Here is a 14,719-nt window from a genome sequence, read left to right as displayed (position 1 = left end):
TTTCGCTTCGAGCCCTATGAGGAGTTGCAATCACCATGGCCTGTGTCGACCGTTACAGTCTGCCTCTTTCGACCACTTCCGAAACCGCGGCCGAGCGTTACCGAGCAGGTGTGGATTTGCTCCTTTCGCTGTGGACCGGTGTCGCAGAAACGCTGGATGAGGCCATTGCAGCAGACCCTGAATTCGCCCTGGCCTACGCGGCGCGTGCCCGTTTTCACGCAGTGCGTACCGAAATCGTGGATGCCAAGGCCAAGATTGCCAAGGCCAGTGAGTTGGTGCAGAAGAATGGCACCGAGCGTGAACGCAGCCATGTGCAGACGTTGTCCTATGTAATCAACGGCGAGCCGGCCAAAGCCCTGGCCAATGCTTTGCAACATTTGGACAGCTGGCCTAACGACATCGTGATCATGTCGCTGCCGCTGGGGGCGTTCGGCCTGTTCGCATTTTCCGGCATGCACGACCATGACCAAGCCCGTGTGGACCTTTGCGAACGCCACGCTCGCCACTTCCCTGAGAACGACTGGTGGTTCCTCAACTACCGCGGTTGGGCTCATGGTGAGAATGGCGACGTATCCCTGGGGCGCGCGCTCACTCAACGTTCGCTTGAATTGCGCCGCAACAACGTGAACGCGGTGCATGCCGTGGCGCACGTGTTGTACGAGGCCGGTGCCAACGATGAGGCAGGCGAGGTCATCAAGGCCTGGCTACCCGGTTACGACCGCAGTGGCACGTTGCACAACCACATCGCCTGGCATGGTGCGCTGGTCGCGCTTGAGCGGGGTGATCTGGAATCTGCCCTCGGCATTTACGCTGACAATGTCGCGCCGGCAGTCGCCACTGGCCTGCCTATCAACGTGATCAGTGACACCTCTTCGTTCCTCTGGCGCATGCAGGCCTATGGGCATGAAGTGCCAGCGAGCATGTGGGAGGACGCGGCGCGTTATGCGTCCAGCTATTTCCAGCAGCCTGGCTTCCCGTTCGCGGACTTCCATATGGCGCTGCTGGCTGCTGCTACGGGTGACCAGCATGCGCTCGAACAGCGGGCCGCAGCGCTGTCCACGTTGGTGGGCGATGGCAAGCTGCGCGCTGGCGCGGTGGTGCCTGCGCTGTGCCACGCCGTGAGGGCTTTCGCCGACGGACACTACAGCGACTGTGCCCGAATCCTCGAACCGGTCGCCCATGAAGTGGTGCGTATCGGCGGTAGCGGTGCGCAGCGGGAAATCGTTCAGGACACACTCCTGGTTTCGCTCATGCGCGCCGGTGAGGCCGAGAAGGCCCGGGCGCTGCTCGATCAGCGCCTGCACCGTCGGCCTTCGCCGCGCGACAGCCGTTGGCTGGCAGGCCTGGCCGCAAGCTGACCCACGTACAAACCGTTGATGCGCGATTCGGCAGGCTGATCTGTTAACAGGTCGGCCCGCTGTTCTGCACCCTGGCGAAGGGGATTTGCACCATGAGCATTACCCTCACTGCAGGCCCCATCGGGCCTCGCGGTTTACTGTTGAAGTGGCTGAGCCCGGTGGCGATCATCGCCATCGCCCAGTTGTTCGGTACTTCGTTGTGGTTCAGCGCCAATGGCGCGGCCGAGTCGCTCATGGCGTCCTGGCAGGCGACCGCTGCCGATATCGGATGGCTGACCAATGCCGTCCAGTTGGGGTTCATCCTCGGTACGCTGACGCTGTCATTGAGTGGTGCAGCGGATCGGTTTCGAGCCAGCAGCCTGTTTCTTTGCTGTGCCATTGCCGGGTCACTGTTCAACCTGGCCTTTGCCTGGTTGGCCGATGGCCTGGCAGTTGGCGCTGCGCTGCGCTTTTGCGTGGGCGTCACCCTGGCGGGTATCTACCCCATGGGCATGAAGCTGATCGTTGGCTGGGCGCCCGAGCGCACGGGCCTTGCCTTGGCGCAGCTGGTGTCGATGTTGACGCTGGGTACTGCGTTGCCCCATGCCCTGCGGCTGCTGGGGGCTGATTGGCCGTGGCAACTGATCATTACCGCATCCTCGGTGTTGGCTTTGCTCGGTGCTGTATTAATCGCGGTGCTGGGCGACGGGCCCCATGCCCGCAGTGGTCAGGTGAGCGGTGCGGGGCAGGTCAAGCGAGCGGGGGCCATTCTTGGCGCGTTCAGGATCAGCCGATTCCGCGCAGCGACGCTCGGTTACTTCGGCCACATGTGGGAGTTGTACACCTTCTGGACCGTCGTGCCACTGATTGTGAGCAGTACATCACTGGCCAAGGCCTATCCCGCCCTAGGAGTGTCGGGCCTGTCTTTCGGTGTGATGGCCGTAGGCGCTGTTGGTTCTTTGCTGGGAGGTGTGCTGTCCCAGCACATTGGCAGCGCTCGGGTAGCACTTGGTGCCTTGAGTATCTCGGGGCTTTGCGGCCTGGTATTCGTGCTGTTGCGTAATCAGATGGAGCCTTGGGTGCTGTTGGCGCTGCTCGGTCTCTGGGGCGCCAGTGTCGTGGCCGATTCCCCGCAATTCTCTGCCCTGGCTGCCAAGGCTTGCCCACGGGATGCAGTGGGCAGTGCACTGGCCATTCAGAACAGCATCGGCTTTGCCATTACCGTCGTGTCGATTGCCTGCACTACCTGGTTATTCGGCCGCATAGGTGTCGATGCCTTGTGGCTGCTGGTGCCAGGGCCGGTGCTAGGGCTGCTCGGGTTCATCTGGTCCTATCGGCAAACGGACGCCTGACTGCCGCGTTTGCAGCACAACTTTTCGAATAAGAACAAAACTTGAGGTCTTTGCGATGCATGAAGTAGGTGTATGGGGGTTGTTGTCCCCAGCAGTGACGATTTGTCTGGCAATTCTCACTCGACAGGTGATTCTGTCCCTGATGGTCGGTTGCGTAGCCGGCTTCCTGGTGCTCTCCAATTTCCATATTGGGCAAGGTCTGCAGAGCTCGATCCAGGGTGCGATCGACGTGTTCAAGTCTGATGGCGTAGTCAGAACCCTGATCTTCACCGTCATGATCAGTGGTGTGATTCACCTCGCAAGGCTCACCGGCGGCATGCAGGGGTTGGTCAACCTGATCTCGGAGCGACTGAAAATCGTCAAAGGGCCTGTCAGCACGCAATTGCTGGCGGGCTTACTGGCCGTCGTGGTATTCATCGACAGCTACCTGGCCATGCTGACATCCGGAGCTGCAAGCGCAGAGCTGGTGAGCAAGCACCGCATCGCTCGAGAGCAGGTGGCGTACGTCATCAAAAATGCGGGTATCAGTGCCTGGTCGTCCATGATATTCAATGGCTGGGGGGCGATGATGCTGGGCATCATCGCCGTTCAGGTAGAAAACGGCAGTATTCACGGCAACCCTCTCAACATTCTTGCCCATTCGATTGCCTACAACCTGTTCGCCTGGGCTAGCCTTGCCCTGGTGCTGATAAGCATCTTCACCCCGTTCGCGTTCCCGGCGATGCGCCGTGCCAAACAGCGTGCGGCTGCGGGTGTCGAAGTACGCTCGGGCGCCGCACCGCTGGCGGCGCTTGGCGAACAGAAAGTGATTGCCCCAGCCAGTGTGTCCAACCTGCTGGTGCCGTTGCTGTCGCTGTTCATGTTCGTTCCTGTGGGCTTGTACATTACAGGCAACGGTGTCATCGGTGATGGTTCTGCCTCCACCGCGATCCTTTGGGCCGTGATTTTCGGTCAGGTCATGGGTTGCATCCATTACGTATGGATCAAGCGCGTGATGAACATCAGCGCCTACATCAACCATCTGGTCGAAGGTTATCAGGCCATGGTCCCTCTGGTGGTGGTACTCACCCTGGCGTTTCTGATTGGTGACCTTTCCAGCCAGCTCAAGATTGGTCAGTTCCTTTCCACGCATTTCAGTGTGCTGATGCCGGTCAGCCTGATCGCCGCGTTCGTGTTTCTGGTGGCTGCGCTGATTTCGTTGTCTACCGGTACATCCTGGGGCACGTTCTCGATCATGATCCCGATCGGTATCCAGTTAGCTGTCTCGTCGGGTGCCGATCCTTACCTGGTGGTCGGTGCCGCCATCTCTGGGGCCATTTTCGGCGATACCACATCGCCTATCAGCGACAGTGGCATCGTCACGGCGACTGCCACGGGCAATGACCTCATGGACCATATCAAGACTCAGTTGCCCTATTGCCTGACTGCGGCGGGTATCGCCCTCGCGGGCTTCGTGGTGCTGGGCGTGGCGCAGGCCCTTTGACTCCACCAGCGCGGCAGGTACAGACGACGTGAACAATCGACTTGGCTTTGGTCAGAAGATTCTGCTGGTTGCCGCGCTGCTGTTGGTGGCTGCATTCGGTGCTTTCGCCGTGTACAACGACCAGCAGCAGGGCAGGGCTATACATCGCGACTTGCAGCGTAACTTGCACGGCATTGCGCAGGTCACTGCGGGGAACATCCAAAACTGGTTGGCAGGTAGGCAGCGCTTGCTTGAAAGCCTTGCCGAAGTACTGTCCCGGTCAGACGAAGGGCAGCGTGGTCAGTGGTTGCGCCAGCAAACCCTCAAGGACGCGGTTGCCTTCGTTTACTTCGGTACCGAGCAAGGTCAGTTCGATGTGTCACCTCCTACCCAAATGCCGGAAGGCTACGATCCACGTACTCGACCGTGGTACGCAGCTGCACGCAATGCGTCAGGCAGCCAACTCACCGAGCCTTATGTCGATGCCAATACCGGGCAGCTGACCATGACGATTGCAGCACCGGTGGCGGGGCTTGGGGTGGTAGGCGCTGACCTCGACCTTCAGGCGCTGGTCAAGTCGATCAATGCGCTGGACTTTGACGGCATGGGCTACGCGTTCCTGGTCGACGGCAAAGGCAAGGTCCTGGTGCATCCCGACACCAAGTTCCTGATGCAGCCTTTGAGTGTTTTGTTTCCAGGCGCTGTGCCCAGCCTGAAGGCGGGCACCCTGAGTGAAGCGGCCAGCCTTGAAGGTGAGCGGGTAGTCATGTTCATGCCTGTGCAGGGGCTGCCGGGTGTTGACTGGTATTTGGGCATCTCGCTGGCACGTAATCATGCCTATGCAATGCAACAGGAATTCAGGTGGACGGTGCTGACCGCAACGCTGGTGGCGGTGTGCAGCCTCCTGGTCGTAATGGGGAGCCTGGTCCACCTGCTCTTGCGGCCGTTGCGTGACATGGCAAAGGCAATGACGAACATTGCTCACGGAGAGGGCGACCTCACCCGGCGGTTACCCGTTAACAGTCGAGACGAGTTAGGTCGGCTGGCAGGTGCCTTCAATCACTTCGTCGAGCGAATTCAGGGGTCGATTCGTGATGTGGGCCTGACCATGGGGCAGGTCGAACGGGTCGCCAGCCAGGTCATTGGCTCGACCACACGAACCCTTGAGGACTCCGAAATCCAGACTGATCGCACCCGTAGCGTGGTTGCTGCCATCAACCAATTGGGCGCGGCCGCCCAGGAAATCGCCAGTAACGCCTCACATGCCTCGGTTCAGGCCGGCACTGCACGGGCCCAGTCGTTAGAGGGGCGCGCAGTGGTGGATCGCAACATTGAGGCCATGACCCATCTCTCGACATTGATTGCCAGTTCTGGCGCGCACATAGGCCAGCTCAACGGTAAGACCGAGGACATCGGTCAGATCCTCGAAGTCATCAGTGCTATCTCGCAGCAGACTAATCTGCTGGCACTCAACGCAGCCATTGAAGCAGCACGTGCGGGTGAAGCGGGCCGCGGCTTTGCAGTGGTCGCGGATGAGGTGCGTAACCTTGCTCACCGGACCCAGCAGTCAGCGCAACAGGTCAAGCTTCTGATCGAAGAACTGCAGAACGGTGCGGGGGCTGTGGTCGATGCCATGGCACAGAGTCAGTCGCACAGTGGGCAGAGTGTGGAAATCGCCCGGCTTGCAGGGCAGAGCCTGGCGCAGGTAATAGGCAGCATCGAGCAGATGGATGGCATGAACCAGTCGGTGGCAGCTGCCACCGAGGAACAGAGTGCGGTAGTGGATGCGCTACAGGACGACATTAGCGAAATCGAACGGCTCAATCAGGCCGGCACCGAGCAGATGCGTTCAACACTGGATGCGTGTGCGAAATTGCGCGATCAAGTGCAAAATCTCACGTCCCAGGTGGAGCGGTTCAGGGTTTGAAAGGCCGGGCAGCGATAGCCGGCGACGGTCAAGGCAATCATCGTCGCTCGAGGCCGCGCGTCAACTGGAAATCATGCACTGTCAAGCAGTGCGTCGATGTCATGCAGGGCGCCTTCCATATAGCCAGCCTGGTCCGAGCCGGCCTCACTGCCGATCAGGCGCAAACACGCTTGCCAAGGCGTCGGGAAGACGTTGGCCAGCGAAGCAATAGCGTGTTCATGTCCATTGGCATGGTCACGGGTTGTCGCGGTGTGGGGCTCCTGTGCCCAGTCCTGAAGGTAATCCTGCATCGGATCCAAGGCTTGCGGGCCGAAGAGTCTGGCCAGTTGGGCACGGCATGCAGCTTTGAGGGCCTGCTCACCGCAGCTTGCGCGTTCGCCGTGGGGGATGCGGAAAAAGCCGAAAAGTGCTGCATGTCCGCTTTGGCTGGCATCGTGTATCTCAGCCAACGGGCCGACATGGCTGAACGCGTCGCCATTCAGGCGCTGCTCTCGCCAAAACGGTTTGTCGTACAGAGCCACGTACTTGGCGTGGGCTGCCATCCAGGTGGGGATTGCCTTCAGCGCATTCACGGTCGCCGGCGCAAGGGCGGGAGCGAAGTGGATTGCTGGTATCAGTCGCGGTGGAATTGCCAGCCAGACTTGCCGGTAGGGCAGGGTGCTGGCAGCAGGGGCAGTGATGGAGATGCCTTCGGCACCGATGCTGATCGACTCGACCGCCGCGTTCAGATGCAGCCTTTCGCTGGGCAGGTGGTCGACGAGTCGCTGAATCAACCGAGCGCAGCCACCCGCGATGCGCAGGCTGGTATCTGCCATCAATGGCCCGTCATACCGGGCGATCTGCCCGTTCCAATGCTCCACCAGGCTCGTCCCTTCGGTGTACTGGGCGAAGCTTGGCAATTGGAGCATTTCGAGCAGTTTGCTCATGCGCGGCTGGAAGGCTGGCCAGAACCAGGTAGGGCCCAGGTCGATCCCGGATTCGGGCGTGGACAGGATCCTTCCACCCCATCGCGAGCGCGCTTCGAACAACTCGAAGGCTACCCCGCGTTGCTGAAGCTGCCATGCGGCGTGCAGGCCGGCCAAGCCGCCCCCGACGATGGCGATGGTGTGTTGGGTAGGGTCTGCAGAGGTCATCGACTGGCTCGCACGCAATAGGAAACCGGTTCAGTTGTTTTCGTGAACCTTGCAGTATTCTCGGGTGCTGACGTTCGGTGCTCAACGCATTAAATCTTGCTGAACGAAGAAGGAAATCTGACATGGCTACCCCTGCCTATCTCAACGCGCTTCGGGCCTTCGAAGCCACTGCCCGGCATGGCAGTTTTTCCGCGGCGGCCACTGAATTGAACGTCACCGCAGCGGCAGTCGGTCAGCAGGTGAGAAACCTTGAGGCCTGGCTGGGTATTGCCTTGTTCGTCAGGGCTGGGCGTGGGGCAGGGCAGCTTGAGCTGACGGTTAATGCACAGCGTGCCTTGCCCGATATCCAGGCCGCTTTCGAGCGGTTGGCAGTCGGCGTTGCCCGGCTGAAGGAGGCCAGCGCTCACACTGGCATCAATGTCACGGTTAGCCCCGCGTTTGCCGCGAAATGGCTGGTGCCCCGCCTTGAGCGTTTTCAGCGGGCTTATCCGGCCTTGGATGTGCAATTGGATACCGACGCACGGTCGTTGGACTTCACGGTGGAACGTCTGGATATCGGCGTTCGTTATGGCAGCGGGCAGTGGGCGGGGTTGGCCTCGGAAAAACTCATGAGCGAGTCACTTTTCCCGGTCTGCGCGCCAGATTTTCCACTGTTACGCCATGGTCGACTGGACGCGTCCGCGCTGATGCAGTGTACGTTGATTCATGACTTGTCGATGAGCAATGACCCTGGTTATCCCAGTTGGCGGGCCTGGCTTGACCGGGTGGGGTACACGCAAGTACGTGCCGATCATGGCCTGCGTATCAACAATTCCGCGGCTGTGCTGCAAGCTGCTGTGGAGCGGCAGGGGCTGGCGCTGGCGCGTAGCGTGATGGTGCAGGATGACCTCAATGCAGGCCGGTTGATCCGGCCGTTGCTTGAAGGTGAAGTGGAGTGGCCGCTGCAGCAGGCCTATTACATTGTCTACCGACCCGAGCGTGGCGATTTGTCTAACGTGCGGGTATTTCGCGACTGGTTGATGGCCGAGGCCGGTGTCTTCGTTTCAATACCCTAGGTCCAAGGCGGCATGCTTGACCCAAACCTTGCCCCCTTGCTCGCCTCCCTCAAGGTGCAACGGGGTTGCCGGCGGTAGCCGCATCCAGCTCCAGGGGCGTAATGTGAAACCGTCGCCACGCAACGTGCCATTCAGGACGAACACTTCCAGGCCTTGGATGCTGTCGACGTTCAGGGCAACGCCAGACGGTACATCATGCAACCAGACTTCTTCGTTCGCGTCGTGCCAGAGCATCTTGCTGCCTTTCGTGGGCAGGAGGGCGACAACGCGTTGATCATCGTCTGCATGAAACTGGCGCAGTTTGACAAAAATCGTGCAGCCCAACGGCGAACGGGGCGTGTGTTGGCTGCCTGGAGGGTTACGAACATAGCTGCCTTGCGGGTAACTGCCCCACTCATCCTCGAACACGCCAGATAACACCAGAAACTCTTCACCACCGGTATGCACATGGGGGGGGAACTGGCTGCCAGCGCTGTACTGAACCAGTGATGTGGCCCTCGCCTGCTCCTCCCCAATACGAAATAGCAGGCGCCGCATCACCCCAGCCTGTGGGCTGGCGATCCAGGGTTGTTCGTCAGCGTGCATCAGCACGGTTGTCTGTAGGTTGCTGTTCAAAAGGCTCTGCATGAGCGGTTACTCGCTGTTCACGTTGTGCATGGCGATGTGCGGCTGTTCTCATGATTGCCGCCCGCAGGCAAATGCACCAGCCACAATATCTTTAGAAGGCACAAGTTTTCCGGGTTTCAGGTGGCGATTGACGTGTCGTCTACACAATGTGTCCAGACATTGTGAGTTCCACAGGACGATCGATTCGTAGAATGAAAACCAGCGCTTACGGTCTATCAGCCGTCGAGTGGGTTGGAAATTCTGATACTGAACTGGAGAGCATTCAGGCTATGCAACACATCATCGCCCAGCAAGCACCTGCTGCCATTGGTACTTATTCCCACGCCGTACGGGCAGGCGACACCCTGTACCTTTCTGGTCAAGTGCCGCTGGACCCCGCCACCATGAAAATCGTCGAAGGCACGGAGCGTCAGATCGTGCAGGCGTTCGAGAACGTCAAGACCATCGTCGAGGCTGCCGGTGGAAAGCTGGAGAATACCCTCAAGGTAAATATCTTTCTCACGGACCTTTCGTGTTTCCCGATGGTGAACGAAGTGATGGCTCGGTATTTCAACGCTCCCTATCCGGCACGGGCCGCTATTGGCGTGGCAGCGTTGCCGTTGGGCAGCGAGGTTGAAATCGAGGCCGTCATCCACATGGGCTGACGGCGCTCGGGCGCTCCTGGCCCCTGTGGAGCGCCGCTTCCATGATGGTCTTCTCTGGCTATCCACCGAAATGCTGTACGCGAAACCCTGAAAGCTTTGCGCTAGAGCATCGACCAACAGTTCTATGATCGAAAGTTAATCTCAACCGGTGTAGGCACCCGCTCGTGGCGCGAACTCAGCGACGCAAGGCCCTCAAGAAAACCTTCACTTTTTCCGTCTCGCCCCGGTGCCGAAGGTAACTCGCAAAAACATCGTAATCGGCAAATTTCAGCTCTGGCAGCACACGGGTGAGTTCTCCTGAGGCGAGGGACTCGTCTGCAAGATAATCCGGCAACACCGCCAGGCCGGCTCCAGCCAAGGCCAGTGTGCGCAGTGATGTGGAATCACTTACATTGATCCGCGGATTGATCTGCAATTGGGTCTGATGGCCTTTCCAAGTAACCGGGAAGCTGTTGACTGGCGCATAGACGCGCTGCGCCAGGCACGCGTGATCGGCCAGCTGGGAAATATCGTCAGGCGTACCGAGTTCGTGCAAATAATCAGGCGCTGCACAGAGCGCCAAGGTGAATTGGTGGATCTTTTCGTAGCGCACACCCGACTGAGCCGGTGAAGCCATGCGAATGGCCACATCGTATTCCCCGTCGAGCAGATCGACATAACGGTCCGAGAGATCGATCTCGAAACGCAGGCGCGGGTAGTGGGCGGTGAGGCGAGCGATCCGGGGGAGCACAAATGCACGGCCAAAGGCAGTGGGCATTGTCACGCGAATTACCCCTTCGGCACATAGCAAGCCTTGCTGCAGGCGGGCGTCAGCATTTTCCAGTTCGGTCAGCACGGTGCGCAGATCGGCCGCGTAACCAATGCCGGCGTCGGTGAGGGCAACTTTGCGGGTGGTTCTGAGAAGCAGCTGATGCCCGAGGCGCTCTTCCAGGTTGGTGATACGGCGGCTGACGGTTGATTGAGCGATGCCCAAGTCACGTGCAGCGCCACCAAAACTCTTGCACTCGGCCACAGCGAGGAACGCTTCTACTTCGGCAAGGGAGGTTATTTTCATCGACAAAATGCATTAGTGAAATCGGTTTTCTACTATTTTAATCCGTATTTCGCAAGGATAGGATTCTTCCAAGTCCGAGAAGAAAAGGCGAGGCGCCATGTCCGCGGTAAAGCATGCAGTGATGAACAGGCACTCAAGCCGTGCCTTCTTGCCACGTGAAGTAGACGAGGCGTTAGTGCGGGAGATCGTCGATACGGCCCGTTATTCACCCTCCAGCGGTAACCTTCAGCCCTGGAAGTTGTACGTGCTCGCGGGGTCAAGCCTGTCCCGGCTCAAGGGGGAGGTTGCTGACACGCTTGCCCGTCATCCTCGCGGCGAGGGCATGGGCTATCCAATCTATCCGCCAGATCTCAAGGCCGATTACCAGGCGCGGCGGGTCAAGTGTGGTGAAGACCTCTATGCCACCTTGAAGGTCGCGCGCGATGACCGCATTGGCCGTGGCAAACAGTTCGCTCGCAATTTCACTTTCTTCGATGCCCCGGTTGGCATGCTGCTCGCTGTCGATCGCAGCATGGGCCAAGGGCAGTGGGCGGATCTCGGCATGTTCCTGCAGACGCTGATGCTGCTTGCCCAGGAGCGGGGTTTGGCTACCTGTGCGCAGGCCTGCTGGACGCTGGTGCATGAAACGTTGGAGCGGCAACTGGAACTCCCTGAGGAGTTGATGGTGTTCTGTGGGATCTCCTTGGGCTATGCCGACCCCGAGCATCCCATCAACACGCTGCGCACCGAACGTGAGCCGCTTTCGGCCATTGCCGAATTCAGAGGCTTCAGATAAGCGGATGTCCGTTTAGCGACCTGTAAATACCTAGACCGGAGAGACAGATGAAGCGGGTAGAAACCAATAATCTGGAGTCGATCGATCATTACCGGATGGTGCACGCACCTGATCCGGTACCCGCGGCAGGCGAACTGCTGCTGCGTATAGCCTCCTGCGGCCTCGGTTATGTCGACGCGCTGGAGTCGCTAGGGCGTTATCAGGTCAAGCCGCCCTTGCCTCATGTTCCAGGGCAAGAAGTCAGCGGCTGGGTCGAGGCGGTCGGCGAAGGTGTCGAAGGGTTTGCCGCCGGTGATCGTGTTATCACCCAGATCCACGGAGGTTTGGCGGAATTGGCAGTTGCCCCGGCGTCGATGGTCACCCGTATTCCGGCGAACATGGATTTTGCCCAGGCAGCTGGCTTCAAGATCAATTATCTGACCGTGCTGCACGGATTGCGTGATCGAGCCAATCTGCAGGCAGGGGATACCTTGCTTGTCATCGGTGCTGCCGGTGGGGTTGGCAGCGCTGCCGTGCAGATTGGCAAATGCCTGGGCGCCAGGGTAATCGCCGTCGCATCGTCAGACGAGAAGCGCGCGTTCGTGAAGCGCTTGGGGGCCGATCATGTGATTGAATCGGCTGCAGAAAACTTCCGTGATCAGGTCAAGGAACTGTGTGATCAGAGAGGGCCGAATGTGGTGTTCGATCCCGTCTGCGGTCCGCTGTTCGAGCCAGCCTTCCGATCCCTGACCTGGGGTGGCCGCCATCTGGTCGTGGGCTTTGCCGGTGGCCCCATCCCGTCGCTTCGTGCCAACCTGCCGCTGCTCAAAGGCGCTTCGCTGGTGGGCGTCGATGTGCGGCAGTTCCAGATCTACGAAGCACAAAAGAGCGCCGCCCATGTACAGGAATTGCTGGCCTGGGTGGCGGCAGGGCGATTGGCGCCCCCCATTGGCAAAGTATTCGGTTTTGATGCATTCGCGCCGGCGCTTGAGTTTGCACTCTCTGGCAAGGGCCTTGGCAAAACTGTGGTGCAAGTGGCCGAGGGCTGAATCTCGGCTGAAACGAACAAGGGGGCCCGATCCGGGCCCCCTTGTTTGTTTCAGCTTTGAGCGATTTGCGCCTCAGCTGCTCCAGCTTTGCAGAACCTGCCCAAGGCTTGAGGCACGGGCGGGTTGCGGTGTGGCTGGCGAGGTGCGAGAAAACCTGGGCGCCGGGGCGGGTTGAACCACACCCCCGACAGTAAGAAATGTTTCCCTGGCCTGATTGTGGGCGTGCTGTGGCGCCTCTTCCCAATCAAGCACGGGTGCAAAACAGACATCGGTCCCTTCGAGCAGCGTGCACCATTCGTCACGGCTGCGGCTGGCGATGATTTCTGCCATGGCCTGCTTTTGCGATGGCCATTTCGAGCAGTTCATCTGCTCGGCGAACAGGCTGTCCTCAAGGCCGCACAGTGTGCGCAGCTGCTGATAGAACTGCGGCTCGATCGCCCCGATCGCTACGAAGCGGCCGTCGGCGCACCGGTAGGTATCATAGAAGGGCGCCGCGCCATCGAGCAGGTTACTGCCCGGTTTGTTGCCCCAATGCCCCATTGCTCGCAAACCATGAATGAAGCTGGTCAGCAGTGTGGTTCCGTCGGTCATGGCCGCGTCGATCACCTGGCCGGCTCCGGAGCGCGTGACTTCATGAAGGGCGGCCAGCACGCCGACGAGCAGCAGCATGCCACCGCCGCCGAAGTCACCCACATAGTTCACGGGAGGAGGTGGCGCTTCGCCCGGCCGGCCAATACTGTGCAGTGCACCGGTGAGGGCGATGTAGTTGATGTCATGTCCCGCTGCAGGCGCCAGTGGACCGGTCTGCCCCCAGCCTGTCATGCGCCCGTACACCAGGCGCGGATTGACGGCGTGGCATTCAACTGGCCCAAGATGGTTCTTTTCCATTACCCCCGGCCGAAAGCCTTCGATCAGGATGTCAGCCTTCGCGGTGAGGCCTAGCACGTCGGCTTGCCCCTGAACGCTGCGTATGTCGACCTCCACGGTAGGTCGGTTGCGGCTCAGCACATCCGCGGGGTCGACCGGGGTACCGGGCCGCACGATACGCACGACGTCTGCGCCGAGGTCGGCCAGTACCATTGCCGCGAAGGGGGCTGGCCCGATCCCGGAAAGCTCCACGACTTTGATCCCTTTGAGCGGTCCCATGTTTCCTCCTTTGGCGTTGGTCAGGCAAAGACCGCGCGTGCGATGATTTCTTTCATGATTTCCGAGCTACCGGCAAAGATGCGTGAGACACGGGCGTCCTGGAAGCGCTGGCAGATTTCATATTCCTGCATGTAGCCGGCGCCACCGTGCAGCTGTACGCCCGCATCCATGACCCGCGACTCCAACTCGCTGGTGACCAGCTTGGCTTTGGCGGCCGACTGCACTGATAGCTCACCAGCATTGTGTTGGGCCACACAATGATCGACATAGACTTGAGCGACCTCAAGCTCTGCAGCCAGGTCGGCCATGATGAAGCGGGTGTTCTGGAAGTCGGCAACTTTCTTGCCGAACGCCTTGCGCTCCGTCACATAGTCGCGCGTCAGGTCGAATCCGCATTGAGCATTGGCCAGCGAGCCCACCGCGGAGATCAATCGTTCCTCGACCAGCGATGTTTTCAGGTACTGCAGCCCCGATGCGACGTCGCCCAGCACATTTTGCTTGGGGACTCGCACATCATTGAAGAACAGCTCGGCGGTGTCCTGTGCATGAAGGCCCATTTTCTCCAGGCGCTTGCCGCGGGCAAAACCTGGCATGTCGCGCTCAACCAGAAACAGGCCAATCTGCCGAGGGTTGTCCGGGGAGGTCTTGGCGGCGACCAGCACCACATCGGCATTGATACCGTTGGAAATATAGGTCTTCGCACCATTGAGCAGCCAGTGATCATCTCGCTCTTGGGCGCGGGTCTTCATGCCTGCGAGATCGCTACCGGCATCCGGCTCGGTCATTGCAATAGCCAGGATGCTCTCGCCGGTAGCGCATGCCGGCAGGTAGCGGGCTTGCTGTGCCGGGCTGCCGAAGTGCTTGATGTAGGGGGCCACCAGTCGGCTGTGCAAGGTGTGATAGAAGCCCACTTCACCGAAGCGGTTATCTTCCTCGATCATGATCTGCTGGTAACGGAAATCCCACATCCCCAGCCCGCCGTGTTCTTCGTCGGCCCAGACCAGCAGATAGCCGAGTTCGCCCATCTTCTTGAACATCTCCCGCGGAACGATGCCTGCCTCACGCCACGATTGTTTGTGTGGCAATACCTCTTTTTGCAGGAACGCCCTATAGCTCTCACGAAAAATGTCATGTTCAGTACTGAAGCCGAAACGTTGCATACAGTCTCCTGTTGAGGGC

At 59.7% G+C, this 14,719-nt stretch carries 13 protein-coding genes and 1 pseudogene; 9 read left to right on the top strand and 5 right to left on the bottom strand.

What is annotated here, in order from left to right; genetic code table 11:
- The first annotated feature begins 110 nt into the window (after positions 1 to 110).
- The 5 genes and pseudogenes from ACIP1G_RS04615 (at position 111) to ACIP1G_RS04595 (ending at position 6,078) form a co-directional block, all read left to right on the top strand.
- Complete coding sequence (locus ACIP1G_RS04615; protein WP_400734263.1) at positions 111 to 1,358, top strand: tetratricopeptide repeat protein; 1,248 nt, start codon at positions 111 to 113, stop codon at positions 1,356 to 1,358.
- A gap of 92 nt (positions 1,359 to 1,450) precedes the next feature.
- Positions 1,451 to 2,689 (top strand): MFS transporter, encoded by a 1,239-nt coding sequence (locus ACIP1G_RS04610; RefSeq protein ID WP_400734261.1) that lies wholly within the window; start codon positions 1,451 to 1,453, stop codon positions 2,687 to 2,689.
- Between the two features lie 55 nt (positions 2,690 to 2,744).
- Complete coding sequence (locus ACIP1G_RS04605; RefSeq protein ID WP_400734259.1) at positions 2,745 to 4,172, top strand: Na+/H+ antiporter NhaC family protein; 1,428 nt, start codon at positions 2,745 to 2,747, stop codon at positions 4,170 to 4,172.
- Between the two features lie 28 nt (positions 4,173 to 4,200).
- Positions 4,201 to 5,220 (top strand): annotated as a pseudogene (locus ACIP1G_RS04600) (cache domain-containing protein); the annotation flags it as partial.
- 39 nt (positions 5,221 to 5,259) lie between these two features.
- Positions 5,260 to 6,078 carry a methyl-accepting chemotaxis protein gene (locus ACIP1G_RS04595; RefSeq protein ID WP_400734516.1) on the top strand — a complete coding sequence of 273 codons (819 nt, stop codon included), beginning with the start codon at positions 5,260 to 5,262 and terminating at the stop codon, positions 6,076 to 6,078.
- Positions 6,079 to 6,149: 71 nt separating this feature from the next.
- On the opposite strand, the gene ACIP1G_RS04590 is transcribed toward ACIP1G_RS04595, so the two are convergent.
- Complete coding sequence (locus ACIP1G_RS04590; protein WP_400734258.1) at positions 6,150 to 7,211, bottom strand: flavin monoamine oxidase family protein; 1,062 nt, start codon at positions 7,209 to 7,211, stop codon at positions 6,150 to 6,152.
- A 122-nt stretch (positions 7,212 to 7,333) separates the two neighbouring features.
- On the opposite strand from ACIP1G_RS04590, the gene ACIP1G_RS04585 reads away from it, so the two are divergent.
- Entirely contained in the window at positions 7,334 to 8,266 is a 933-nt protein-coding gene (locus ACIP1G_RS04585; protein WP_400734255.1) for a LysR substrate-binding domain-containing protein, read from the top strand.
- On the opposite strand, the gene ACIP1G_RS04580 is transcribed toward ACIP1G_RS04585, so the two are convergent.
- Positions 8,255 to 8,851 carry a cupin domain-containing protein gene (locus ACIP1G_RS04580; protein WP_400734254.1) on the bottom strand — a complete coding sequence of 199 codons (597 nt, stop codon included), beginning with the start codon at positions 8,849 to 8,851 and terminating at the stop codon, positions 8,255 to 8,257. The two genes, ACIP1G_RS04585 and ACIP1G_RS04580, sit on opposite strands and share 12 nt — an antisense overlap.
- 311 nt (positions 8,852 to 9,162) lie before the next feature.
- On the opposite strand from ACIP1G_RS04580, the gene ACIP1G_RS04575 reads away from it, so the two are divergent.
- On the top strand, positions 9,163 to 9,537 hold the full coding sequence (locus tag ACIP1G_RS04575; protein WP_400734514.1) for a Rid family detoxifying hydrolase: 375 nt from the start codon (positions 9,163 to 9,165) through the stop codon (positions 9,535 to 9,537).
- Positions 9,538 to 9,712: 175 nt separating this feature from the next.
- On the opposite strand, the gene ACIP1G_RS04570 is transcribed toward ACIP1G_RS04575, so the two are convergent.
- A complete protein-coding gene (locus ACIP1G_RS04570; protein WP_400734252.1) occupies positions 9,713 to 10,591 on the bottom strand; it encodes a LysR family transcriptional regulator in 879 nt (292 codons plus the stop codon).
- 97 nt (positions 10,592 to 10,688) lie between these two features.
- Here ACIP1G_RS04570 and ACIP1G_RS04565 point away from each other — a divergent pair, with 97 nt between their 5' ends.
- Together ACIP1G_RS04565 and ACIP1G_RS04560 are read left to right on the top strand one after the other, a co-directional pair.
- Positions 10,689 to 11,366, top strand: a complete 678-nt coding sequence (locus tag ACIP1G_RS04565) for a nitroreductase (protein WP_400734250.1) — start codon at positions 10,689 to 10,691, stop codon at positions 11,364 to 11,366.
- Between the two features lie 47 nt (positions 11,367 to 11,413).
- Complete coding sequence (locus ACIP1G_RS04560) at positions 11,414 to 12,394, top strand: NADPH:quinone oxidoreductase family protein (RefSeq protein ID WP_400734248.1); 981 nt, start codon at positions 11,414 to 11,416, stop codon at positions 12,392 to 12,394.
- A gap of 72 nt (positions 12,395 to 12,466) precedes the next feature.
- Here the strand turns inward: ACIP1G_RS04560 and ACIP1G_RS04555 are convergent, their stop codons facing one another.
- Positions 12,467 to 13,540 (bottom strand): CaiB/BaiF CoA transferase family protein, encoded by a 1,074-nt coding sequence (locus ACIP1G_RS04555; protein ID WP_400734245.1) that lies wholly within the window; start codon positions 13,538 to 13,540, stop codon positions 12,467 to 12,469.
- A 20-nt stretch (positions 13,541 to 13,560) separates the two neighbouring features.
- Positions 13,561 to 14,700: an acyl-CoA dehydrogenase family protein gene (locus tag ACIP1G_RS04550; protein ID WP_400734242.1), complete on the bottom strand. Its 1,140-nt coding sequence runs from the start codon at positions 14,698 to 14,700 to the stop codon at positions 13,561 to 13,563.
- Between the last annotated feature and the right edge of the window lie 19 nt (positions 14,701 to 14,719).

Origin of the sequence: Pseudomonas sp. NPDC089392 (assembly GCF_044749595.1) — a bacterium.
Classification (GTDB): domain Bacteria; phylum Pseudomonadota; class Gammaproteobacteria; order Pseudomonadales; family Pseudomonadaceae; genus Aquipseudomonas.
The sequence above is the reverse complement of the archived record's forward strand: the minus strand, read 5'-3'. Positions and strand labels throughout refer to the sequence as shown.

Bases quoted from the DNA above. Each gene is read 5' to 3' on its own strand.
- ACIP1G_RS04610 (WP_400734261.1), top strand. From the start codon at position 1,451: ATGAGCATTACCCTCACTGCAGGCCCCATCGGGCCTCGCGGTTTACTG.
- ACIP1G_RS04605 (WP_400734259.1), top strand. From the start codon at position 2,745: ATGCATGAAGTAGGTGTATGGGGGTTGTTGTCCCCAGCAGTGACGATT.
- ACIP1G_RS04595 (WP_400734516.1), top strand. From the start codon at position 5,260: ATGGGGCAGGTCGAACGGGTCGCCAGCCAGGTCATTGGCTCGACCACA.
- ACIP1G_RS04590 (WP_400734258.1), bottom strand. From the start codon at position 7,211: ATGACCTCTGCAGACCCTACCCAACACACCATCGCCATCGTCGGGGGC.
- ACIP1G_RS04585 (WP_400734255.1), top strand. From the start codon at position 7,334: ATGGCTACCCCTGCCTATCTCAACGCGCTTCGGGCCTTCGAAGCCACT.
- ACIP1G_RS04580 (WP_400734254.1), bottom strand. From the start codon at position 8,851: ATGCACGCTGACGAACAACCCTGGATCGCCAGCCCACAGGCTGGGGTG.
- ACIP1G_RS04575 (WP_400734514.1), top strand. From the start codon at position 9,163: ATGCAACACATCATCGCCCAGCAAGCACCTGCTGCCATTGGTACTTAT.
- ACIP1G_RS04570 (WP_400734252.1), bottom strand. From the start codon at position 10,591: ATGAAAATAACCTCCCTTGCCGAAGTAGAAGCGTTCCTCGCTGTGGCC.
- ACIP1G_RS04565 (WP_400734250.1), top strand. From the start codon at position 10,689: ATGTCCGCGGTAAAGCATGCAGTGATGAACAGGCACTCAAGCCGTGCC.
- ACIP1G_RS04560 (WP_400734248.1), top strand. From the start codon at position 11,414: ATGAAGCGGGTAGAAACCAATAATCTGGAGTCGATCGATCATTACCGG.
- ACIP1G_RS04555 (WP_400734245.1), bottom strand. From the start codon at position 13,540: ATGGGACCGCTCAAAGGGATCAAAGTCGTGGAGCTTTCCGGGATCGGG.
- ACIP1G_RS04550 (WP_400734242.1), bottom strand. From the start codon at position 14,700: ATGCAACGTTTCGGCTTCAGTACTGAACATGACATTTTTCGTGAGAGC.